23 protein-coding genes and 1 tRNA gene are annotated in these 22,135 nt (G+C 73.3%); 17 read left to right on the top strand and 7 right to left on the bottom strand.

What is annotated here, in order from left to right; translation table 11 throughout:
* The first annotated feature begins 151 nt into the window (after positions 1-151).
* Together AC1RSJ_RS05480 and AC1RSJ_RS05475 are read left to right on the top strand one after the other, a co-directional pair.
* A complete protein-coding gene (locus AC1RSJ_RS05480) occupies positions 152-670 on the top strand; it encodes a GNAT family N-acetyltransferase (RefSeq protein ID WP_493117331.1) in 519 nt (172 codons plus the stop codon).
* Between the two features lie 10 nt (positions 671-680).
* The gene (locus AC1RSJ_RS05475) at positions 681-1,580 is read left to right on the top strand and encodes a polyphosphate kinase 2 family protein (protein WP_493117330.1); all 900 of its coding nucleotides are present in this window, start codon (positions 681-683) and stop codon (positions 1,578-1,580) included.
* Between the two features lie 193 nt (positions 1,581-1,773).
* On the opposite strand, the gene AC1RSJ_RS05470 is transcribed toward AC1RSJ_RS05475, so the two are convergent.
* Positions 1,774-3,099 (bottom strand): isochorismate synthase, encoded by a 1,326-nt coding sequence (locus AC1RSJ_RS05470; protein WP_493117329.1) that lies wholly within the window; start codon positions 3,097-3,099, stop codon positions 1,774-1,776.
* A 60-nt stretch (positions 3,100-3,159) separates the two neighbouring features.
* On the opposite strand from AC1RSJ_RS05470, the gene ubiE reads away from it, so the two are divergent.
* The 3 genes from ubiE to AC1RSJ_RS05455 all read left to right on the top strand — a co-directional run bounded on the left by ubiE (position 3,160) and on the right by AC1RSJ_RS05455 (position 6,588).
* Positions 3,160-4,035, top strand: coding sequence for a bifunctional demethylmenaquinone methyltransferase/2-methoxy-6-polyprenyl-1,4-benzoquinol methylase UbiE (gene ubiE, locus AC1RSJ_RS05465; protein WP_493117328.1), 876 nt, complete (start codon positions 3,160-3,162; stop codon positions 4,033-4,035).
* A gap of 41 nt (positions 4,036-4,076) precedes the next feature.
* Positions 4,077-5,141, top strand: a complete 1,065-nt coding sequence (locus AC1RSJ_RS05460; protein ID WP_493117327.1) for a polyprenyl synthetase family protein — start codon at positions 4,077-4,079, stop codon at positions 5,139-5,141.
* 79 nt (positions 5,142-5,220) lie between these two features.
* Complete coding sequence (locus tag AC1RSJ_RS05455; RefSeq protein WP_493117326.1) at positions 5,221-6,588, top strand: FAD-dependent oxidoreductase; 1,368 nt, start codon at positions 5,221-5,223, stop codon at positions 6,586-6,588.
* A gap of 188 nt (positions 6,589-6,776) precedes the next feature.
* On the opposite strand, the gene AC1RSJ_RS05450 is transcribed toward AC1RSJ_RS05455, so the two are convergent.
* Positions 6,777-7,553, bottom strand: a complete 777-nt coding sequence (locus AC1RSJ_RS05450; protein WP_493117325.1) for an endonuclease/exonuclease/phosphatase family protein — start codon at positions 7,551-7,553, stop codon at positions 6,777-6,779.
* 205 nt (positions 7,554-7,758) lie between these two features.
* Between AC1RSJ_RS05450 and AC1RSJ_RS05445 the strand changes: the two genes are divergently transcribed.
* Positions 7,759-7,965, top strand: a complete 207-nt coding sequence (locus AC1RSJ_RS05445; protein ID WP_493117487.1) for a DUF3072 domain-containing protein — start codon at positions 7,759-7,761, stop codon at positions 7,963-7,965.
* 79 nt (positions 7,966-8,044) lie between these two features.
* Positions 8,045-8,548: a DUF4240 domain-containing protein gene (locus AC1RSJ_RS05440; protein WP_493117324.1), complete on the top strand. Its 504-nt coding sequence runs from the start codon at positions 8,045-8,047 to the stop codon at positions 8,546-8,548.
* A 46-nt stretch (positions 8,549-8,594) separates the two neighbouring features.
* Here the strand turns inward: AC1RSJ_RS05440 and cls are convergent, their stop codons facing one another.
* The 3 genes from cls to AC1RSJ_RS05425 form a co-directional block, all read right to left on the bottom strand.
* Positions 8,595-10,064, bottom strand: a complete 1,470-nt coding sequence (gene cls, locus AC1RSJ_RS05435; RefSeq protein WP_493117323.1) for a cardiolipin synthase — start codon at positions 10,062-10,064, stop codon at positions 8,595-8,597.
* Positions 10,065-10,091: 27 nt separating this feature from the next.
* Positions 10,092-11,039, bottom strand: coding sequence for an N-acetylglucosamine kinase (locus AC1RSJ_RS05430; RefSeq protein ID WP_493117322.1), 948 nt, complete (start codon positions 11,037-11,039; stop codon positions 10,092-10,094).
* Positions 11,040-11,139: 100 nt separating this feature from the next.
* Entirely contained in the window at positions 11,140-11,631 is a 492-nt protein-coding gene (locus AC1RSJ_RS05425; protein WP_493117321.1) for a YajQ family cyclic di-GMP-binding protein, read from the bottom strand.
* Positions 11,632-11,729: 98 nt separating this feature from the next.
* Here AC1RSJ_RS05425 and AC1RSJ_RS05420 point away from each other — a divergent pair.
* A tRNA-Tyr gene (locus AC1RSJ_RS05420) sits at positions 11,730-11,811 on the top strand.
* A gap of 80 nt (positions 11,812-11,891) precedes the next feature.
* Here the strand turns inward: AC1RSJ_RS05420 and AC1RSJ_RS05415 are convergent.
* The gene (locus AC1RSJ_RS05415; protein WP_493117320.1) at positions 11,892-12,242 is read right to left on the bottom strand and encodes a metalloregulator ArsR/SmtB family transcription factor; all 351 of its coding nucleotides are present in this window, start codon (positions 12,240-12,242) and stop codon (positions 11,892-11,894) included.
* A 263-nt stretch (positions 12,243-12,505) separates the two neighbouring features.
* Here AC1RSJ_RS05415 and AC1RSJ_RS05410 point away from each other — a divergent pair, with 263 nt between their 5' ends.
* The 9 genes from AC1RSJ_RS05410 (at position 12,506) to AC1RSJ_RS05370 (ending at position 20,298) form a co-directional block, all read left to right on the top strand.
* On the top strand, positions 12,506-12,922 hold the full coding sequence (locus tag AC1RSJ_RS05410; protein WP_493117319.1) for an arsenate reductase ArsC: 417 nt from the start codon (positions 12,506-12,508) through the stop codon (positions 12,920-12,922).
* Positions 12,919-13,491: a GNAT family N-acetyltransferase gene (locus AC1RSJ_RS05405; RefSeq protein WP_493117318.1), complete on the top strand. Its 573-nt coding sequence runs from the start codon at positions 12,919-12,921 to the stop codon at positions 13,489-13,491. Before AC1RSJ_RS05410 ends, AC1RSJ_RS05405 begins: the two co-directional genes overlap by 4 nt.
* 41 nt (positions 13,492-13,532) lie before the next feature.
* Positions 13,533-14,153, top strand: a complete 621-nt coding sequence (locus AC1RSJ_RS05400) for a GrpB family protein (protein WP_493117317.1) — start codon at positions 13,533-13,535, stop codon at positions 14,151-14,153.
* A 126-nt stretch (positions 14,154-14,279) separates the two neighbouring features.
* The gene (locus AC1RSJ_RS05395; RefSeq protein ID WP_493117316.1) at positions 14,280-15,170 is read left to right on the top strand and encodes a M23 family metallopeptidase; all 891 of its coding nucleotides are present in this window, start codon (positions 14,280-14,282) and stop codon (positions 15,168-15,170) included.
* A 17-nt stretch (positions 15,171-15,187) separates the two neighbouring features.
* A complete protein-coding gene (locus AC1RSJ_RS05390) occupies positions 15,188-15,988 on the top strand; it encodes an inositol monophosphatase family protein (protein WP_493117315.1) in 801 nt (266 codons plus the stop codon).
* A 417-nt stretch (positions 15,989-16,405) separates the two neighbouring features.
* Positions 16,406-17,101, top strand: a complete 696-nt coding sequence (locus AC1RSJ_RS05385) for a M23 family metallopeptidase (RefSeq protein WP_493117314.1) — start codon at positions 16,406-16,408, stop codon at positions 17,099-17,101.
* 57 nt (positions 17,102-17,158) lie between these two features.
* A complete protein-coding gene (locus AC1RSJ_RS05380) occupies positions 17,159-19,117 on the top strand; it encodes a glycoside hydrolase family 13 protein (protein WP_493117313.1) in 1,959 nt (652 codons plus the stop codon).
* Complete coding sequence (locus tag AC1RSJ_RS05375; RefSeq protein ID WP_493117312.1) at positions 19,114-19,806, top strand: alpha/beta hydrolase; 693 nt, start codon at positions 19,114-19,116, stop codon at positions 19,804-19,806. Before AC1RSJ_RS05380 ends, AC1RSJ_RS05375 begins: the two co-directional genes overlap by 4 nt.
* A 210-nt stretch (positions 19,807-20,016) precedes the next feature.
* Positions 20,017-20,298, top strand: a complete 282-nt coding sequence (locus AC1RSJ_RS05370; protein WP_493117311.1) for a GIY-YIG nuclease family protein — start codon at positions 20,017-20,019, stop codon at positions 20,296-20,298.
* Between the two features lie 85 nt (positions 20,299-20,383).
* Here the strand turns inward: AC1RSJ_RS05370 and treZ are convergent, their stop codons facing one another.
* Complete coding sequence (gene treZ, locus AC1RSJ_RS05365) at positions 20,384-22,135, bottom strand: malto-oligosyltrehalose trehalohydrolase (protein WP_493117310.1); 1,752 nt, start codon at positions 22,133-22,135, stop codon at positions 20,384-20,386.

Here is a 22,135-nt window from a genome sequence, read left to right as displayed (position 1 = left end):
GCGCCGGCTCTCGGTCCGCGCGACAGCGGCGCGGAGAGCTGCTGGCCGACCTCGCGGAACGTCGCCGGTGGGCAGCGGGGAGAGCTGCGCGCTGCGCGTGCGGAGAGCTGCAGAGAGCGCGGCGCCCCGGGCCGATGCGTAGGCTCGGAGCATGACCGTCGGGCCGTTCAGCATCCGCCCGACCGTGGAGTCCGACTGGCAGGAGGTCCGCGACCTCCGGCTGGAGATGCTCGCGGACACCCCGATCGCCTTCGAGGAGCGGCTCTCGAACGCCGAGCGCCGATCCGAGTCCGAGTGGCGGATGCGCGCCGCCCGCGGCTCGGGCGCGACCGCGACGACGCTGGTCGCGATCGAGGACTCGGGTCCGTGGCTCGGCACCATGGGCGCGTACATCCCCGCCGGCGGCTCCGTGCCGTTCGTGGTCGCCGTCTACGTGACGCCGCGCGCCCGCGGTGGACGCTCCGGCGTCGCGGACGCCCTGCTCGATGCGATCGAGCGCTGGGCTGCGATGCGCTCCGACACCGTGGTGCTGGAGGTGCACGAGCTGAACGGCCGTGCCCGCGCGTTCTACGAGCGCCGCGGATTCGTCCAGACCGGCCGCACCCGTCCCTACCCGTTCGATCCGACGCATTTCGAGCTCGAGATGGTGAAGCGACTGCCGCGCCAGTAGCGTCTCCGCCATGCCGCACTCCTCCAAGCACCACGGCTCGCACGGGTCGCACGACTCGAACGGGTCGCTGGACCTGTCCGATCGCGTCTCCGATCTGCTGCGCGCCCCCGCGGGCGTGAAGCTCGCCGAGATCGACACCCGCGGCACGCCCGGCTTCGACGGCGATCGTAAGGCGGGGCAGCACGCGCTCGCGGACGGCGTGGCCGAGCTCGAGGAGCTGCAGGAGCGGCTGTTCGCGGACTCCACCGCCGGCGGCACCCGCCGCGTGCTGCTCGTGCTCCAGGCCATGGACACCGCGGGCAAGGGCGGCATCTCCAAGCACGTCATCGGCGCCGTCGACCCGCAGGGCGTGCAGCTCCACGCGTTCAAGGCGCCGACGGACGAGGAGAGGTCCCACGACTTCCTCTGGCGCATCCGTCGCGAGCTGCCGACGCCGGGCCGCATCGGGGTCTTCGACCGCTCCCACTACGAGGACGTGCTCATCCACCGCGTCCGCGGATTCTCGACCCCCGAGGAGATCGAGCGACGCTACGGGGCGATCGTGGACTTCGAGCGCGAGCTCGCCGATGCCGGCACGGTCGTCGTGAAGGTGATGCTCCACATCAGCGCCGACGAGCAGAAGCAGCGGCTCGCGGCCCGGCTCGACGACCCGTCGAAGCACTGGAAGTTCAACCCCGGCGACCTCGACGAGCGCGCCCTCTGGCCCGCGTACATGGAGGCGTACGAGATCGCCATGGACCGCACCTCGACGGACTCCGCGCCCTGGCACGTCGTGCCCGCGGATCGCAAGTGGTACGCGCGGCTCGCCGTGCAGCACCTGCTCGTGCACGCGCTGCGCTCGATCGACCCGCAGTGGCCCGCGGCGGACTACGACGTCGAAGCGCAGAAGGCCCGGCTCGCGGCGAGCTGAAGGGCGCGAGCGGCGCGGGCGACTGGTGAAGATCCCCGCGCGCAGGCGGATCGTGACCGTCACTCGCTGACCGGCTCCGTCGCGCGTTCCTCGATCCGCCACCGGCGCGGCATCGGGATCGCGCGCTGCAGCGGGTCGCGGCCCGCCCCGACCCGTCGCGACCGGACCAGCCGCGCCGTCTCGATCGACCCGACTAGCGGAACGCCTCGACGATCGGGCGGAACTTGAGCTTCGTCTCCGCCAGCTCGCGATCGGGGTCGGACTCCGACACGACGCCGGCGCCCGCGAACGCCCGGACCGTGCCGTCGTGGCCGACTTCGGCGGAGCGGAGCGCGACGGCCCACTTGCCGTCGCCGCGTCCGTCGACCCAGCCGACCGGGCCGCCGTAGCGCGCCCGGTCGAACGGCTCGAGCTCGCGGATCACTTCGAGCGCGGTCGCCCTGGGTGTGCCGGCGACGGCGGCCGTGGGGTGCAGCTCGCAGACGAGGTCGAGCGCGGTGGATCCGTCGGAGAGCGTGCCCTCGACGTCGGACGCGAGATGCCACAGGTTCGGCAGCTTGAGGGCGAACGGCAGCTCGCTCGCGACGACGTTGCGGGAGTGGGTCTGCAGCGCGCCGAGGACGCTCTGCACGGCGAAGCGGTGCTCGTCGAGGTCCTTCTGGCTCGTGGCGAGCGCGAGCGCCATGGCGGCGTCCGCCTCGGCGTCGGCGCCGCGTCCGGTCGACCCGGCGAGCACGCGGGCGGTCACCTGGCCGTGGCCGACGCGGACGAGCGTCTCCGGACTCGAGCCGATGAGGCCGTCGACCGCGAAGGTCCAGGTGTCCGGGTAGCCGAGCGCGAGGTCGAGCAGCACGCGGCGGAGGTCCGCCTCGGCGGGCAGGTGGCCGATCAGGTCGCGGGCGAGCACCGCCTTGTCGAGCTCGCCGGTGCGGATGCGCGCGAGCGCGGCCCCGACGGCGGCGCGGTAGCCGTCCGCGTCGAGGTCGCCGGGGAGGAGCGGGATGCGGTACTCGGGTCCGAGCGCGGACGCCTCCGGGAGCCCACCGCCCCCGGCACCAGCTCCGGCACGAGCGCCTCCGATCGAACCGACCCCGGCACCCACCCCGGCAGCCGCCAGGTCGGCCGGACCAGCGCCGTCACCAGAGCCGGCCCCGCCCTCGACGCGGGTGACCCAGCCGATGCCGTCGCGGCGTCCGACGATCACGCGCGGCACGACGAGCACCGACGCGGACTCCGACTCGTCGGCGAACGCGAATGCACCGAACGCGACGAGTCCGGTGCCGGCGATGCCGACCGGGTCGTCGACCCGGGCGCGGGCCACGACGTCGCGCCAGGCCTGCGCGGCCTGGCGGATGCGGTCCGGGCCGTGGAACTCGAGGCGGAGGGCCTCGCCGAGTCCGACGATCCCGTCGCCGCGGCGCACGAACAGCAGCGGACGGCGGCCGTCGGCCAGCGGGATCAGGGAGCGGACCGGATCAGCCGGGGTGGTGGCGACGCGGAGGGACGGGGTCTCGCTCACCTGGACAGCCTAGTCGCGACCCGGGAAACCCCCTGTCTGCCGCCGATAGGATGGGGCACCGTGACAAGGGCCGATCTGAGCAAGCGACCGGAGCAGGTCGCCGGCATGTTCAGCGCCGTCGCCCCGGGGTACGACCGCACCAACACCGTGCTGTCGCTCGGCAGCGACGCGCTGTGGCGTGCGGCGACGGTGCGGGCGGTCGCGCCGCGCGCGGGCGAGCGCATCCTGGACATCGCCGCGGGCACCGGCACCTCGTCCGCCGCACTGGCGCGCTCCGGCGCGACCGTGATCGCCGCGGACTTCTCGCCGGGGATGATCGCGGAGGGCCGCAAGCGGCATCCCGAGCTCGAGTTCGTCGAGGCGGACGCCGAGCAGCTCCCCTTCGCCGACGACGAGTTCGACGCGGTGACGATCAGCTTCGGGCTGCGCAACGTGTCGCATCCGCAGGTCGCGCTCGCCGAGATGCTCCGCGTGCTCAAGCCCGGCGGACGCGTCGTGATCTGCGAGTTCTCGACGCCGCGGCTCGCGGTCATGCGCCTCGGCTATGCCGTCTACCTGCGCGCCGTGCTGCCCGTGATCACGCGGCTCACGAGCACGAACGCCTCGGCGTACGCCTACCTCCGCGAGTCGATCGACGACTGGCCGGACCAGGGGACACTGAGCGCCTGGCTTCGCGGCATCGGGTTCTCGCGCGTCGCGCACCGCGACCTCACGATGGGCGTCGTCGCGCTCCACCGCGGTCGCAAGCCGATCGATCCGGCGGTCCGCGCCTCCGCCGCCCGCCGCTCGGCCGCCCGCCGTCGCGCCGGCCGCGCCGCCCAGAACGGGACCGCCGCCGCCACCCGGGACACGACCGCCACCCCGGACACGAGCGCCGCCCCGGACACGAGCGCCACCCCGGCCACCGGCACCACCCCCGCCGCTCCCTCCAGCTGAGCACCCAGCACCCACCGCCCACCGAAGAACGGCCCACCGACGTGAACTCCAGCAGCGCCCCGCTCACCCGGCGCAGCAGTCTCAGCGCCTCGCTGGGCCTCGGCGAGAAGCTGTTCGCGTCGACGGAGGAGCGCCGCTTCCTCGCCGCGATCGAGGACGGCCTCGTGCTCGTCGAGCAGGGGCTCACCGCGGAGCTCGACTTCGCCGACGACCTCGCCGACGTCACCACCCGCTACCTGCTCGACGCGGGCGGCAAGCGCATCCGCCCGACGCTTGCGCTCCTCACCGCGCAGCTCGGCGACGGCGCCTCGCCGGACGTGATCCGGGCCGCCGAGGCCGTGGAGCTGACGCATCTCGCGTCGCTGTACCACGACGACGTGATGGACGACGCGGACACCCGCCGCGGCGTCCCGAGCGCCCACGAGGTGTGGGGCAACAGCGTCGCGATCCTCACCGGCGATCTGCTGTTCGCGCGCGCGGCGTCGCTCGTGGCCGGGCTCGGCGACGAGGCCGTGCGGCTGCACGCGCGCACGTTCGAGCGGCTCTGCCTCGGCCAGCTGCACGAGACGACGGGCGCGCGCGCGGACGAGGATGCGGTCGAGCACTACATCGGCGTGCTCGCCGACAAGACGGGCTCGCTCATCGCCGCGTCCGCCCGCGCCGGGGTCATGCACTCCGGTGCGCCGCGCGAGTACGCGGACCCGGTGGAGGCGTTCGGCGAGCGGGTCGGCGTCGCGTTCCAGCTCGTCGACGACGTGCTCGACCTGTCGTCGCACCCGGACGAGACCGGCAAGGTGCCCGGCACCGACCTCCGTGCCGGTGTGCCGACGCTGCCGCTCATCCACCTCCGCCGCGCCGCGCTGGAGGACCCGTCGTCCGCCGCGCTGCTGGACCGCATCCAGACCGCCGCAGCGGATGAGGACGGCTCGGCCGCCTTCGCCGACGCGGTCGCCGAGATGCGCGCCCACGCCGTCACGCAGGAGACCCTGGCGGAGGCGCGGCGCTGGTCCGCGTCGGCCGTCGCCGCGCTCGAGCCGCTGCCGCGCGGGCCGGTGAAGAAGGCCCTGAGCCGCTTCGCCGACGCCGTCGTCGAGCGCAGCAGCTGACAACCCCGCGAGCGCTGCGAGCAGACCAGCCGAGCGCTCCGAACACCTGAAGCACCCAGACCGGAAGACGAGGACACCCTTGCCCAAGCTCCGACTCGCGATCGTCGGGGCGGGACCCGCCGGCATCTACGCCGCGGACATCCTGCTCAAGCACGAGCGCGCCTTCGACGTCTCGATCGACCTGTTCGACCACCTGCCCGCGCCCTACGGCCTGGTCCGCTACGGCGTCGCGCCCGACCACCCGCGCATCAAGGGCATCATCACGGCGCTGCGCGACGTGCTCGACCGCGGCGACATCCGCATCTTCGGCAACGTCCGCTTCGGCGAGGACATCACGCTCGACGACCTCAAGCAGCACTACAACGCGGTCATCTTCTCGACCGGCGCGGTGCGCGACGCGTCCCTCGACATCCCCGGCATCGACCTGCCGGGCAGCTACGGCGCCGCCGAGTTCGTCAGCTGGTTCGACGGTCACCCCGACTTCCCGCGCGAGTGGCCGCTCGAGGCCGAGAGCATCGCCGTGATCGGCAACGGGAACGTCGCGCTCGACGTCGCCCGGATGCTGGCGAAGCACGCCGAGGACCTGCTGCCCACGGAGATCCCTGCCAACGTGCACGAGGGGCTCGCCGCGTCGCCGGTCACCGACGTGCACGTCTTCGGACGCCGTGGTCCGATGCAGGTGAAGTTCACCCCGCTCGAGCTGCGCGAGCTCGGCGAGCTGCGCGACGTCGACATGATCGTGCACGAGGAGGACTTCGACTACGACGAGGCCTCGCAGGCCGCGATCGCCAGCAACAAGCAGGTCTTCGTCATCGACAAGGTGCTCACCCAGTGGCGTGCCCGCGAGACCGGCCAGGCGTCGCGCCGCCTGCACCTCCACTTCTTCGCGAACCCGCTCGAGGTGGTCGCAGGGGAGGACGGACGCGTCAGCGCCTTCCGCTACGAGCGCACGGAGCCGGACGGCGCCGGCGGCATCCGCGGCACCGGCGAGATCCGCGAGGTGCCGATCCAGGCGCTCTACCGCGCCGTCGGCTACTTCGGCTCGCCACTGCCGGGCGTGCCGTTCGACGAGCTGCGCGGCGTCATCCCGAACCACGAGGGCCAGGTGCTCGACCCGGAGGGCACGGGCATCGACCTGCTGCCCGGCGTCTACGCCACCGGCTGGATCAAGCGCGGCCCGGTCGGGCTCATCGGCCACACGAAGTCCGACGCGATGGAGACCGTGAAGCACCTGGTCAACGACCAGGCGTCCTGGTGGACGCCCGCGCACCCGGACGAGGAGAGCGTCGTCGCCCTGCTCGACGGGCGCGGCATCCGCTACACGGACCTCGACGGCTGGCACGCGCTCGACGACCACGAGATCGCCCTCGGCGAGCCCGAGGGCCGCGCGCGCATCAAGGTCGTGCCGCGCGACGAGATGGTCGCGATCTCCCGCCGCGAGGCCTGACCCCGCGCGTCTGAGCTCACCCCGGGCGGCTGAGCTCACCCCGAGCATCTGAGCTCCCCCCGGGCGGCTGAGCTCACCCCGGGCGGCTGAGCTCACCCCGGCCGGCTGAGCTCACCCCGGCCGGCTGAGCCTGTCGAAGCCCGCCTCGCGCACGAGGCTCCGACGGGCTCAGCCACCCGGCGACGCCGTCAGGCGACCGGGTCCAGCACCGCGACGACGGGGAAGTGGTCGCTCGGCCAGACGTCGCCCTCGTGCTCGTCGATCGTCCGCGTCGAGATCGTGGTGAACCCGCGCTGCAGGATCCAGTCGATCCGGTCGTCGGGCTCGCCGCTGAAGCCGTGGAAGGTCGCGAGCGGACCGGCGTGCGCGCCCGCGGGCACCGCGACGCCGACGGCGTCCTCGAGCCCGTCGGCGAGCACGGCGTGCGCCGCGCTCGACGGACCGGTGTTGAAGTCGCCGGTGAGCACGAGCGGGCCGCCGGCCGCGAGCCGCCAGGTCTGCTCGCGCAGCACCTCGGCGCTGCGCGTGCGGCCCTCCTCGCCGGCGGTGTCGGACGGCCAGGGGAAGTGGCTGTTCGCGAGCAGCAGCTCGGCGCCCTCGATCCGGAAGCGGGCCCACGTCGTCACGCGCGGGGAGGGGTTGCCCCAGGTGCCGGTGGCGACCTCGTCCGGGGTGTCCGACAGCCAGAAGTCGCCCTGCTCGAGCAGCTCGGCGCGGTCGACACGGTAGAGCAGGCCGGTGTGCTCCGCGTCGTCGCCGCCCTGGTGGTCGCGGCCGGCGAAGGCCCAGCCGGGCATCCGCGCGAGCAGATCGTCGCGCTGCTCGCCGGTCGTCTCCTGCGTGCCGATGACGTCGGCGCCGGAGGCGGAGAGCACGCGCGCGAGCAGGTCGCGTCGCGCCGCCCAGGCGGCCGGTCCCGGGTCGGCGGGTCCGCGGACGTTCGCGGTGGCGATCGTGACGCTCATCGGACGGCCCCCTCGGTCTCGCGGACGGACGTGGGTCGGAGGATGCCGCAGCGCATGCGCTCCATCCTTCCGGGCGCGCCTCCGCACCGACTGACAGTGGGGCCGCGAGCCGGTGCGTGTCGGTGGCGCGTGCCTACCGTGGCCCATGACCGATCCCGAGAACGCAGAGTCCGACGACACCCAGCGCGACACCGCAGGCCAGGAGATGCTCGGCGCCCGCGGCGACGACGCGAGCGCAGCGAGCAAGGACCCCGAGGACTGGGTGACCGGCGACGAGCCGATGACGGCGGCCCAGCGCAGCTACCTCGACACGCTCGCCCGCGAGGCCGGCGAGGAGATCCCGGCCGACATCACCAAGGCGGAGGCCTCCGAGCACATCGACCGGCTGCAGGGTCTCACCGGCCGCGGCTGAGCGCAGGGCCGCCGAGCCGCGCGCCGCTGACGCGCCCGCGCACTCCCGCCGTGCATCCGGGTGCGCTAGCCTCCGGCGCGTGGACGAGTCCCGTTTCTACGAGCTGATCGACGAGGCCCGCGAGGATGCGGCGCCGACGGCCCCCTCGGCCGACCCCGCCGCGCTGTCGGACGTGCTCGACGAGCTCGGCGACGACGAGCTGATCGGGTTCCACCTCGCATACCTGCGCCAGCTGGAGCGCCTCAACGACTGGCGCGTCTGGGGCGCCGGCTGGGCGGCCGCCCGCGGCATGAGCGACGACGCCTTCCACTACTTCCGATCCTGGCTGATCGGCAAGGGCGCGGATGCCGTCGCGGTCGCACTCAGCGCGCCCGACGAGCTGGTGGAGACCCTCGGCGAGGCGGACGACGAGCTCGACAACGAGCTGCTCGAGTACGTCGCGCTCGACCTGCTCGACGATCGCGGACTCGAGGTGGACCCCGGCGAGATCGAGCCGGACGGCGACCCGGTCGGCGAGGAGTTCGACGAGGACGACGTCGAGTCGCACTACCCGCAGCTCGCCGCCTGGGCGCGCCGGAGCTGAGCTCCGGGACTGCCGGGAGGCGGGCACGCGGGTCGTCCGCGCGGGCCTACTGCAGCGCCGCCGTCAGCCGGGCCATGTTGTCGAGCACGCGGCGCCGCAGCGGGCGCGCGAGCCACTGCTCGAGCGTGATCTCGCGGCTGTGGGCGCGGTAGTCGTCCTCGATCTCGCGCAGGCGGTCGACGAATCCGCGGTCGCGCACCATGACCGAGATCTCGAGGTCGAGGGTGAACGAGCGCATATCCATGTTGCTCGAGCCGATCACCGAGACCTCGTCGTCGACCGTCATGTGCTTGGCGTGGAGGATCGTCGGCTTCTCGTAGAGGAAGATCCGCACACCGGCCCGCAGCAGCGCCTCGTAGTAGCTGCGCTGCGCGTGGAAGACCCAGAACTGGTCGCCGATCTCGGAGACGAACAGCTGCACGTCGACGCCGGACTGCGCGGCCGTCGTGATCGCGTAGAGCATCGAGTCGTCGGGCACGAAGTACGGGCTCACCACGACGGCGCGCGTCTGCGCCGCGTAGAGGAGCGAGTTGAACAGGCGCAGGTTGTTCTCGCCCGGGAAGCCCGGACCGCTCGGCACGACCTGGCAGTCCAGGGTGCCGCGTGCGGTGCTCCGCGCCTCCGGCGTCTCCCGCTCGAGCAGCTCGTCGGTCTCCGAGTACCAGTCCGTCACGAAGAGCGCGTCGATGCCGGCGACGATCGGCCCCTCGAACCGCACCATGAAGTCCTTCCAGTGCATACCCGTCCGGCGGTTCTTGCGCGACTGGTAGGCCGTCTCGATGATGTTCTGCGACCCGGTCCAGGCGACGGCGCCGTCGACGACGAGCAGCTTGCGGTGGTTGCGCAGATCGGGACGGCGCCAGTGCCCCTTGAAGGGGTTCACCGGCAGCATCAGGTGCCACTGCGCGCCCATCGCGGTGAGGCGCCGCTTGGTGCGGCCGAAGCCGGGGTACTTGAAGTTGCCGAGGTGGTCGAGCAGCACGCGAACGGTCACGCCGCGGGCCACCGCGTCCTCGAGCGCCTGGAAGAACGGCTCGGTCGTCGAGTCGACACTGAGGATGTAGAACTCGCAGTGGATGAGGTGCTGCGCGCGGCGGACCTCCTCCGTCATCGCCGCGAGGGCGTCGTCGTCGTGGTCGTAGAGCGTCGCCGAGTTGTCGCCGACGAGCGGCATGGCGCCGAGGTTGCGGTTGAGCTCGACGATCGGCGCGAGCCAGGCCGGCCACGGATGGTCCTGCACGACGCGGTCCATGCCCTCGGTCGACTCGAGGATGTACTGGTTGATCTCGCGCTGCTTCTGCCGACGCCGACGGGGCAGGCGGTGCGACCCGAAGAGCAGGAAGATCAGCAGCCCGACGTAGGGGAGCAGCGAGATCGCGAGCAGCCACGCCATCGCGGTCTGCGGGCGGCGGTTGCGCGGGATGACGACGAGCGCCGCGATGCGCGCCGCGAAGTCGATCACGAGGAGCGCCACCACGATCGTCAGCGTCAGCCAGCCGACCCACCCCTCTCCCATGACTGGAACTCTAGGCGGATCGGCGGACTACGCCGGCGGCAGCGCCGCTCCGGCGATCCGCATGGCGTAGAGCGCCGCGCCGCGGGACGGGTCGGCGAGCGGCGCCCGCAGGTCCGACGGGAAGGGCCGCTCGGCGAGTGCGTGCGCGAAGCCGTCGAGGAAGCCCGGGGCGCTGAACACCCCGCCGGAGTACGACACCGGCACGACCTCGTCCGCCGGCGTGCCGAGCGCGGCGCGGGTGGCGGCGACCAGCTCGACGAGCTCGAGCTGCGCCTCCCGCAGGATGGCCGCCGCCGTCGCGTCGCCGGCCGCGGCCGCCTCGGACACGGTCCGCGCGAGGTCGGCGACCCGATCGCGCTTCGCGCCCCAGTCGTCCATCACCACCGCGATCGCGTCGAGATCCGACTCCACGCCGAGCCGCGCGCGCAGCAGGCCGTGCAGCGGCGACATCGGCAGGCGGCCGTCCGAGATCCGGCTGAACGCGCCGAGGCCGCGCACGGCGATCCAGTACGCCGACCCTTCGTCGCCGAACAGCTCGCTCCAGCCGCCGGTGCGGTGCGCCGCGCCGCCGCGCTCGCCGTAGGCGATCGAGCCGGTGCCGGCGACGACGTTGATGCCGTCCGCCCCGCCGAGCGATCCGGCCCAGCCGCTGATGGCGTCGTTGCCGCAGCGATAGCGCCGATGGCCGAGGATGCGCTCCGGGAGGGCGTCGATCGCGGCCGTGTCGCCGCTCGCCTCGCCGTAGCCGGGCACGGCGTAGAACACGGAGTCGAAGCGGTCGGGGGTGATGCCGCTCGCCCGCTCGATCGACGCCAGACCCTCCTGGAGCACGTCGCCGACGAGCTCAACGCCGCGCTCGCTGCCGAAGTAGTAGCTGCTGCGCTCGCGCGACTCGGCGACGGCCGCGCCGGTCCCGTCGACGACGAGGAAGCCGGTCTTCGTGCCGCCGCCGTCGATGCCGAGGTAGAGCGCCATCCGGTCAGGGTGCCGGGGATGGCGGCACCGCGGCAACTCCGCACCCGAAACGCGCACTCCGCGCGAGCGGGTCGCTCGGATCCCCGAGCCTGTCGAGGGGTCAGCGCATGTTGATGAACTGCAGCGCCACGTCGAGGTCCTTGCCCTTGAGCAGCGCGATCACCGACTGGAGGTCGTCGCGGCTCTTCGACTGCACGCGCAGCTCGTCGCCCTGGATCTGGCTCTTCACGCTCTTCGGCGCCTCGTCGCGGATGATCTTCGAGATCTTCTTCGCGTCGTCGCTGGCGATGCCGTTCTTCAGGCTCACCTCGATGCGGAACTCCTTGCCGCTCGCGAAGGGGTCTCCCTCGTCGAGCGAGCGGATGCCGATGCCGCGCTTGATGAACTTCTGCTCGAGCACCTCGAGCACCGCCTTGACGCGCTCCTCGGCGCTGGCCTTGAGCACGATCTTCTCGGTGCCCGACCAGTCGATCGAGGCGCCGACGCCCTTGAAGTCGTATCGCTGGGCGATCTCCTTCTGGGCCTGGTTGACCGCGTTCTGGGCCTCCATCTGGTCGACCTTGCTCACGATGTCGAAAGAGGAATCAGCCATGCGACCAGGGTAGCGGTGGCCGGTTCAACGGCGGTCGCGCGAGCCTGTATCCTTGTCCAGCGCGTCCGGTCGGTGACCACACGGGTCGGGAGCGCCTCGGCGGGTTACCCAAGCGGCCAAAGGGATCTGACTGTAAATCAGACTGCTACGCATTCGGGGGTTCGAATCCCTCACCCGCCACTTCGCGAGTCGCGGAGCACGCCCCGGATCCGGTCGGATGCCGGGGCGTCGTCGTCCCGGCCAGTGCCGCCGGATCCCGCTCACACCGTGGCGAGCAGTCCCGCGATGCCGTCGAGCGATCCGGGGGCGAGCCGGTAGTACGCCCAGGTGCCGCGCTTCGAGCGCTCGAGGAACCCCGCCTCGGTGAGCACCTTGAGATGGTGCGACACGGTCGGCTGCGAGAGTCCGAGCGGCTCCTGCAGGTCGCAGACGCAGGCCTCCTGATCGGCGTGCGCGGCCACCATGGACACGATCCGCAGGCGGGCGGGATCGGCGAGCGCCTTCAGCGAGCGGGCGAGGCTCGCGGCCGCGTCCTCCCCGATGGGCTCGCGGGTGATCGGCGCGCAGCACGCGGCGAGATCGCGGATGGGGAGGAGCTCGGCGACCGGCATGGGCCGAGTCTCGCACATATATTGACATCCATCGATGTTTAACGGGACCCTCCTTCCATCGACGCCCGTCGATGGAAGGAGGAATCGCCATGCACGACTGCTGCGATCCGGTGGCCTGCCTGCCGGACTGCCCCGAGCACTGCTGCGCTCCGAGCGGCTGCTGCTGATCGACCGCCCGGGCCGTCGGCGCGCGACGACGGTCCGGGCGCTCCCTCGGTGCCGGGCATCCGCCAGGAGTCGGCGTCGACTGAGAGGATCCACCCATGACCGACACGACCGTGCTGTTCGTCTGCGTGCACAACGCGGGCCGCTCCCAGATGGCCGCCGGCTTCGCCCGCGCGCTGGGCGGCGACCGCGTGCGCGTCCTGTCCGGCGGCTCGGAGCCCGGCGACGCCATCAACCCCGTCGCCGTCGCCGCGATGGCGGAAAAGGGCATCGACATCGCCGGCGCGTTGCCCTCGATCCTCGATGTCGACGACGTGCGGGCGGCGGATGCCGTGATCACGATGGGGTGCGGCGACGCCTGCCCGGTGTTCCCGGGGAAGCGCTACGAGGACTGGGAGCTCCGCGACCCGGCGGGACTCGCGATCGACGACGTGCGGCCGATCCGCGACGAGATCCGCGAGCGCGTGGCCCGGCTCCTCGGCGAGCTGCTCCCTGCCCGCGAGGCGACCGCGTGAGGGTCGTCACCACGTCGCTGCAGCAGCTCGCCCCGCCCGCCGCGCCGCCGCGCCCGCTGCCGGACGGCTGCCGCCTCGACCTCGCGACCGGCATCACGCCGGAGTACGCGCGCTTCCTCTACGCCCTCGTCGGCGGGCCGTGGCACTGGACCGACCGGCTCGGCTGGTCGCGGGCAGCGTGGGCGGCGGAGCTGGCCGTGCCGGGCTCGGAGTTCCGGGTGCTGGTGCGCGCCGGTGCGCCGGCCGGCTACGTGCAGCTGCACCCGGAGGTCGTCGACGGCGCGACGAACGTCGAGATCCGCTACTTCGGGCTGGCCGAGGGGGCGATCGGACAGGGGCTCGGCGGTCCGCTGCTCGAGCACGGCATCGCCGCCGCCTGGTCGCTGGCGGACCGCCATCCGCTGCCGCCGACATCGCGCGTCTGGGTGCACACGTGCTCGCTCGACGGCCCCGCCGCCCTTGCGAACTACCGCGCCCGCGGGCTCGAGCCGTACGCGGAGGTCGAGACGGACGAGCCGGTCGCGGATGCGCCGCTCGGCGCCTGGGCCTCGACCGGCGGGCCCGCCTGATCCCGGCATCCGCGGCAGCCGCGCGCTCGTAGCCTGGAGGCATGCACGAGGAGCAGGCTCCGCCATCCGCCGCGGCCGTGACCGAGCACGCCGACTACGACTCCGAGGGTGTCGAGTGGGTCGCCGACGACCCGCTGCCGCCGCGCATCGAGATCGTCGAGCCCGATCCGGCCTGGCCGGACCGCTTCGCCGCGCTCGCCGCCGGCATCCGCGCCGCTCTCGGCGACCGGGTGCTCGCGCTCGACCACGTCGGCTCCACGAGCGTGCCAGGCCTGCCGGCCAAGGCGATCATCGACATCGACCTGACGGTCGCCGACAACGCGGACGAGGACGCCTACCGCGCCGATCTCGAATCCGCGGGCACGGTGCTCCGGCTGCGGGAGCCGAACTGGCACGGCCACCGGCTGTTCGTCGGGGTCCGCCAGGCCGCGAACGTGCACGTCTGGAGCCCCGGATCGCCCGAGACGGTTCGGCACCGCATGTTCCGCGACTGGCTGCTCGAGCACGCCGACGACCGCGAGCGGTACGTCGCGGCGAAGCGAGCCGCGGCGGAGGCCGTGCGGGCGCCGGGCGGCGACATGCGCGACTACAACCTGCACAAGGAGGCCGCCATCCGCGACATCCTCGACCGCATGTTCCGGGCGCACGGCATGCTGGACTGAGCGCTCCCGAGCGCGTCGCGCATCGGTCCCGAGGTGCATCTCGAGCCCTGAGATGCGTCCCGGGGTGGCCATTTCGATAACGGTTTCGTAAACTGTCGTCTTACCCGACGTATTGAGGACTTCCGCATGACCGAGCTCTCCGCGTCCGGGGGTACGACTCCGCTGACGCGGCGGGACCTGCGTTCGCGGGACCGCGTCGCGGCCGTCCGCCCTCCGGTGCAGGACCTGACGCGCACGCGTCGCCGGCCCGCCGCCTCCGTCGGCACCGCTCTGCGCGGCGCCGCGGCACGCATCCTCCCGGTCGGGGCCATGCTCTTCGTCGGCGCCCTCGTCGCCGGCATGTCGATCCCCGCGCAGGCCGTGCCGAGCACCGCCTCCGCCGGCGAGTCCGGGCTGGACCGCCGAACCGTGATCGCCGGCACGCAGTCGATGACCGTGTCCGCGACCGCCCTCGACGGCGTCGCCAGCCGCGACGGCTACACCTGGACCGACCTCGTCGCGGAGGCCGCCGCGGCGAAGGCCGCCGCCCTCGCGAAGGCCGCCAAGGCCGGCAGCGGCAACGCGTCCGCCGGCGAGCCCTCGACCTCGGGCGTCGCGTTCATCGCCGCTCCCGGACCCGTGCTCTGGCCGACCGACGTCTCGCCGGAGGCCGGCAAGCGCGTCACGAACAGCCACCGCGGCCAGGACCTGCTCATGGCGGGCGGCACCCCGGTGCACGCCATCGCCGACGGGGTCGTGCTCACGAGCACCACCCAGGGCAGCTACGGCCAGTACGTGGTCATCCAGAGCAGCGTCGGCGGGCACACGGTCACGAGCCTCTACGCGCACATGCAGCTCGGCTCGAGCCCCGTCTCCGCCGGCCAGTCCGTGACCGCCGGCCAGACGATCGGCCTCGTCGGCTCGACCGGCGCAGCCACCGCGAACCTGCTCTACCTCCGCATCGTGCAGGACGGCCAGCTCGTCGACACGATCACCTACATCAGCGGCAACCCCGCGGGCGGCGCCGCCCCGCACTAGGCGGACGCTAGCCTCGGATGGTGACCTCCGAGCTGCTCGACCTGGCCGCCTCGATCGCGCGGGAGGCCGGCGCCCTCGCAGCCCGCCGCCGCGCCGAGGGGGTGGAGGTCGCCGCCAGCAAGTCGAGCCCCGTCGACATCGTCACGGCGGCGGACCGGGAGACCGAGCAGCTGATCCGCGACCGGATCGCGGCCGCGCGGCCGGATGACGGCATCCTCGGCGAGGAGGGCGGCGTCTCGGGCGGCTCGAGCGGCCTGACCTGGGTGGTCGACCCGATCGACGGCACCGTCAACTACCTCTACGGCATCCCGCAGTACGGCGTGAGCATCGCGGTCGTCGAGGGCGAGCCGGATCCGCTCACCTGGCGCGCGCTGGCCGGCGCGGTGCTCAACCCCGCGTCGGGCGAGCTCTTCACCGCGGCAGCGGGCGAGGGCGCGCGGCTCGACGGACGCCCCATCCGGGTCGCGGAGGCCGTGCCGCTCGACGTCGCCCTCATCGGCACCGGCTTCGCCTATGCCGCGGACACCCGCCGGCAGCAGGGCGAGGCGGTCGCGCGGATGCTGCCGCGGGTGCGCGACATCCGCCGCGCCGGCGCGGCCTCGCTCGACCTCGCCTTCGTCGCCGCCGGTCGTCTGAACGGCTACGTCGAGCGCACGCTGAGCCCATGGGACCACGCCGCGGGCGCGCTGCTCGTCATCGAGGCGGGGGGCGCCGTCTTCGGCGTCGACCGCCGGCCGGCCGACCGCGAGCTGCTCATCGCGGCGCATCCCGAGGTCGCGGACGCGCTCGAGGCGCTCGTCGGCGAGACCGGGTACTGAGCCCGGTCATCGCTCCGGAAGCGCTCGCGGTGCTCCGACCGGCCGGTGCACCCGTCCCTCGACTGCGGGCCTGGTCGAGGCGGTCGGGAGCGCTTACAGTGGTCGGGTTCCGCCCCGCACCAGGAGACGCACCATGACCCGAGTCGCCCGAGAGGGATCGACCGCGTCGTCGACCCGCGCCGGCGCCTCGACACGCAGCGCCTCTTCGACACCCAGCGAGGGCGTCTAGCGATGGCTCCCGCGCCCTCCGGCCCCTCGGCACCGCCCTCGACGGCGGTGGCGAGTCGACGGGAGCGGCGCGAGCTCGAGCGTTTCGGCATCCCGGTGTCCCGTCCGCGGCGGCGTGCCGCCGGCGCACGGACGACCGCGCGCGGGCTGGCCCGCGGCCTCGCCACGCGCGCCCTGACGCTCGGGGCCATGGCCTTCGTCGCCCTGCTCACGATCGGCATGTCGATCCCGGCCAGCGCGTTCGGCTCCGGCTCCGGCGGCGTCGTCACGGCGGCGAAGGCGCACGAGTCGCAGACCCTCGCCGTCGCGGACTCCGCCGAGGAGAGCGCCGTCGCGCGCGACACCTACGGCGTCACCTCGAAGGCCCAGTTCGATGCGGCGGCCGCGGCGGCCGCCCGCGCGCAGGCGGCCGCGGACGCCGCGGCAGCGGCCCAGGCCGCGAAGCGCGGCTCCTTCAACCCCTCGGGCACCGGGCCGGTGCGCTGGCCGTTCCCGACCTCGGTGCCGCTCGGACCCGGCTACGGCGCCCCCTCGACCTGCCGCGGCTGCCAGGCCGTGCACCAGGGCCAGGACTTCCTCGCCGGCGCCGGCGCGAGCATCTACGCGATCGCGGACGGCGTCGTCACCGCCCATGACGAGAGCGGCAGCCTCGGCAACCACCTCACCATCACGCATACGGTCGACGGCCGGACGGTCACGAGCATGTACGCGCACATGGCGAGCGGCTCCAGCCCGCTCCGCGTCGGCGACCGCGTCGCCGTCGGCCAGTTCGTCGGCTCCGTCGGCTCGACGGGCGCCGCGACGGCGCCGCACCTGCACCTCGAGATCGAGGTGGACGGGGCGCACGTCGACCCGTACACCTGGCTCCAGGCGCGCGCCGGCTGAGCGCCCCCGAACCTCCGCGGATCCGGGGGTGCGTCCGGCCGCGCTAGCGTGGCCGACATGGAGACCCACGTCGCCCTCCGTCCCCATCACGACGGGTCGCCCCTGTACGTGTCGGACGCGCATCCCGAGCTCGGCTCCAGCATCCGCGTGCGCGTCCGCGTGCCGCGCGCCTGGGGTGCCGCCCGCCTCGTGCGCACGCGGTCGAACCCCAACCACGAGCCGCGCTACACGGACGCGGCGATCGTCGCCGAGGATCCGGGCGCGATCTGGTGGGAGGCCGACGTCAACGTCGAGAACCCGGTGCACGGCTACCGGTTCCTGATCGAGCACGCGGACGGCGGCACCTGGTGGCTCTCCGCGCGCGGGCTGTCGCGCACGGAGACCCGCGACGTCGACGACTTCCGCGTGGTCAGCTACCCGGAGCCGCCGACCTGGGGCGCCGGGACCGTGCTGTACCAGATCTTCCCCGACCGGTTCGCGCGCTCTGCGGCCGCCGACGGCCGCGAGGTGCCGGACTGGGCCGAGCCCGCCGCCTGGACCGACCCCGTCGTGCACGAGGGCCCCTCCACCCCCGCGCAGTTCTATGGCGGCGACCTCGACGGCATCACCGAGCACCTCGACCACGTGGAGCGGATCGGCGCCACGTGCGTCTACCTGACACCGGTCTTCCCGGCGCGGTCGAACCACCGCTACGACGCGCAGAGCTTCGAGGCGGTCGACCCGCTGCTCGGCGGCGACGAGGCCCTCATCCGGCTCGTCGAGGCGGCGCACGGGCGCGGCCTGCAGCTCATCGGCGACCTCACCAGCAACCACTCCGGCGACGCGCACGAGTGGTTCCAGGCCGCGCACGGGCACCCCGAGGCCCCGGAGAGCGCGTTCTACTACTGGCTCGACGACGAGCACCTCGGCTACGTGTCGTGGCTCGGCGTGCCGAGCCTGCCGAAGTTCAACTGGGCCTCCGACGAGCTGCGCCGGCGCTTCATCGAGGGCGGCGACTCGGTGGTCGCGAAATGGCTGAAGCCGCCGTTCTCGCTCGACGGCTGGCGCATCGACGTCGCGAACATGACCGGCCGCTACCTCGACGACGACTTCAACCAGGAGGTGCGCCGCACCATCCGCCGCACCATGGTCGAGGTCGACCCGCAGACGCTCCTGCTGGCCGAGTCGACCAACGACGCCGCGCTCGACTTCACCGGCGACGCCTGGCACGGCGCGATGACCTACGCGAACTTCACCCGGCCGCTCTGGAACTGGCTCCGCACGCCCGGGTCGTCGGCAGCCGGCGGCATCAATGTGACGCTCGGGCGCACCGAGGACTGGAGCGGCGAGGAGTTCTACGAGCAGCATCGCAAGTTCACGGCCGAGCTGTCGTGGACCGTGCGCCTGCACACCATGAACGCCCTCGACACGCACGACACCCCGCGCTTCGTGACGGATGCCCGCCCCGGATCCGTGCCGGTCGCGTTCGGCCTCGCCGTGACGCTGCCGGGCATCCCGGTCGTCTTCGCCGGCGACGAGTTCGGCCTGACCGGCCTCGACGGGGAGCACTCGCGCACGCCCATCCCGTGGGACCGCGTCGACGAGCCGGAGATCGCCGAGCGCATCGACCTCTACGCCGCCCTCATCCGGCTGCGGCGCGAGCATCCGGCCCTCAGCGGCGGCAGCGTCCGCTGGGTGCACGTGTCGGCGGACGCCCTCGCCTTCGTGCGCGAGCGCGTCGACGAGTGCGTGCTCGTGCTCGCCGCCCGCGACGCGGTCGACGTCGAGCTGCCGGACGGGTCCGTCGGGGCGCCGGTGCGGCGGCTGTTCGGCGAGGCCTCCTTCGAGGGCGGCCGCCTCAGCACCGAGGGGATCGGCTTCGGCGCCTGGCTGCTGCCCGGCATCCCGGAGCTCGCGTGGGGTCCGGTGTCGTCCGACCCGGCGGAGCAGGCGGGCTTCGGCGACGTGACGCCGGAGCTGCAGCCGGAGGCGTTCGCCGAGATCCTCGAGGAGCTCGAGGAGCTGCGGGAGTCGTGAGCGACTCGATCCTGTCGTCGCGGGGGAGCGCGCCGCGACGCACGGTGCGGTACGGGTCGCATCCGGACCAGGTGGTCGACGTCCGCGGCGCCGACGGCTCGGCGCTCGTCGTGGTCGTGCACGGCGGCTACTGGCGGCCCGGCACCGATCGCACCCACGCGGGCCGGATGTCGGACGCGCTCGCGGCGGACTCCGTCGTCGCGACGATCGAGTACCGGCGCGTCCCCGGCGACCCGGACGCGACGGTCGCGGACGTGCGCACGGCGATCGCGGCCGCGCTGGCGGATGCGGGCGCCGAGTCGGCGACGCTGATCGGGCACTCGGCCGGCGGGCACCTGGTCCTGCTGCTGGCGGGGGAGCCCGGGGTGTCTCGGGTCGTGGCGCTCGCGCCGGTCGCGGATCTCGTGCTGGCCGACGAGCTGGGCCTCGGGTCGGGCGCGGTGCGGGCGTTCCTCGGCGGCGCGGGGGAGTCGCGTCCGGACCTGGATCCGACACGGCTCCCGGCGCCGCGCGTGCCGGTGCACGTGCTGCACGGCACGGCGGACGACGTGGTGCCGCTCGCGGTGGCGGAGTCGTACACGGCGGCGCATCCCGGCGCGGTGCTGGAGGTGCTGGACGGCGCCGACCACTTCGACGTGATCGACCCCGACGCCCCGGTGTTCGACCGGGTCCGGTCGGCGGTCGACTGAGGGCGGTCCGGATGGCTGAGCCTGTCGAAGCCTCCCTGGTTTCGGATGGCTGAGCCCGTTCCTCGGATGGCTGAGCTTGTCGAAGCCTCCCTGGTTCCCGGATGGCTGAGCCTGTCGAAGCCTCGTCCACAGGCGCCCGTCGCGAGCCGTAGTCGACAGCCGCGAGGGAGCGCTCACCACCTCGGCGATCTTCGGGCGCAGAATGCCGCGGTGATCGCGGCCTACATCCTGCGCTGTTCGGACGGCTTCTACTACACCGGCGGTGCCGACAACCTCGACCACCGACTCGAGCAGCACTCGCGCGGACTGGTCGGCTTCACGTCGACCCGACGGCCGCTCGAGCTCGTCTGGTCGCAGGAGTTCGACCGGGTCGACCAGGCCTGGGCCTGCGAGCGACGGATCCACGGATGGTCGCGCGCGAAGAAGGAGGCGCTCATCGCCGGGCGCTTCGAGCTGCTTCCTGGGCTGAGCCGGAATCGTCAGACTCCGTGAATCGGCGCGGGGGCTTCGACAGGCTCAGCCATCCGGTTGAGACGGCGCTGGCGCGCCTCCTCAGCCATCCGGGTGGGGCAGCGGATCAGCGGGGCGCCAGGCGCACGATCGCCGCGCTGTCCGGGGGGAGCGTCAGGTCGCCGTCCGCGTTCGAGTAGACGTCGTCGCCGGTGCGGAAGAGCAGCTCGTCCGCGGGCACCGTCCAGTCGGCCTCGCCGAGGTTCGCGAACACGACCACGTCCCGGCTCCGCAGGGCGATCGTGCGGGCGGCCTCGTCGGCCTCCGCCGACAGCTCGCCGACGAGCGCCTCGCCGAGTTCCGGCAGCGTGCGCCTGAGGGCGATGAGCTCCCGGTAGAGCGCGTGCAGCCGGCGGTGCGACGGCTCGCCGAGCTCGTGCCAGTCGAGCTTCGAGTTCTTGAACGTCGACGGATCCTGCGGGTCCGGCACGACGTCCGGGTCCCAGCCCATCTCCTCGAACTCGGCGATGCGGCCCTCGGCGGTCGCCTTCCCGAGGTCCGGCTCCGGGTGCGAGGTGAAGAACTGCCACGGGGTGGAGGCACCCCACTCCTCGCCCATGAACAGCATCGGCGTGAACGGGCTCGCGAGCGTGAGCACCGCGGCCAGCGCGAGCCGGCGCGGCGGCAGGGTCGCCGACAGCCGGTCGCCGGCGGCGCGGTTGCCGATCTGGTCGTGGTCCTGTCCGAACGTCACCAGGCGGGCGGCGGGCACCTCGTCCGGGATGCGCGCCCCGTGGTCCCGGCCGCGGAACGACGAGTACGTGCCGTCGTGGAAGAAGCCCTGGCCCCAGGCCTTCGCGAGCGCCCCGAGCGGCGCGAAGTCGGCGTAGTAGCCGGCCGTCTCGCCGGTCAGCGCGACGTGCACGGCGTGGTGGTAGTCGTCCGACCACTGCGCGGTCATGGCGTGCCCGTCCGGCGAGATCATCACCGGGTCGTTGAGGTCGGACTCGGCGATGAGCGTGCGCGGCCGTCCGGTGCGCTCGGCGATGTCGGCGGCCTGGTCGGCCAGCTCGCGCAGGATGTGGCGCGGCGAGTCCGGATCGACGAGCGCGTGGACCGCATCGAGGCGGAGCCCGTCGACGCCGTACTCCTCCAGCCACATCCGCGCGTTGTCGAGCACGTACGCGCGCACCTCGGGCTGGTCGAAGTCGACCGAGTCGCCCCAGGTGTTCCGCGAGCCGTCGCGGAGGTACGGACCGAACAGCGGCAGGTAGTTGCCGCTCGGGCCGAGGTGGTTGTAGACGACGTCCTGGATGACGGCGAGGCCGGCGTCGTGGGCCGCCTGCACGAAGCGGAGGTAGCCGGCCGGCCCGCCGTAGCTCTCCTGCACGGCGAACCAGGCGACGCCGTCGTAGCCCCAGTTCCACTCGCCGTTGAACGCGTTGACGGGCAGCACCTCGATGAAGTCGACGCCGAGCTCCACGAGGTGCGGCAGCCGCTCGATGGCGCCGTCGAAGGTGCCGCGGTCGGTGAACGTGCCGATGTGCAGCTCGTAGATCACGCCGTCCTCGAGGGCGCGGCCGGCCCAGCGGTCGACCGGGGGCTCGGCGGGCGCGACGACCTCGCTGAGGCCGTGCACGCCGTCCGGCAGCCGCCGCCCGCGCGGATCCGGCAGCACCGCATCCCCGTCGTCGAGCACGAAGCCGTAGCGCGTGCCGGGGGCGAGCGGTGCGCCGTCCCAGCCCCACCATCCGCCGCCGGCGTCGACGAGCGGATGCCGCTCCCCGTCGATCTCGATGGCGACGGTCGCGGCGCGCGGCGCCCAGACGCTCGGGCGATCGCCGGACCCTCGGGTGGCCGAACCCGTCGAAGCCCGCAC

It is taken from the genome of Schumannella sp. GW821-FHT10F01 (assembly GCF_058809295.1).
This window is presented reverse-complemented; position numbering and strand designations above follow the sequence as displayed.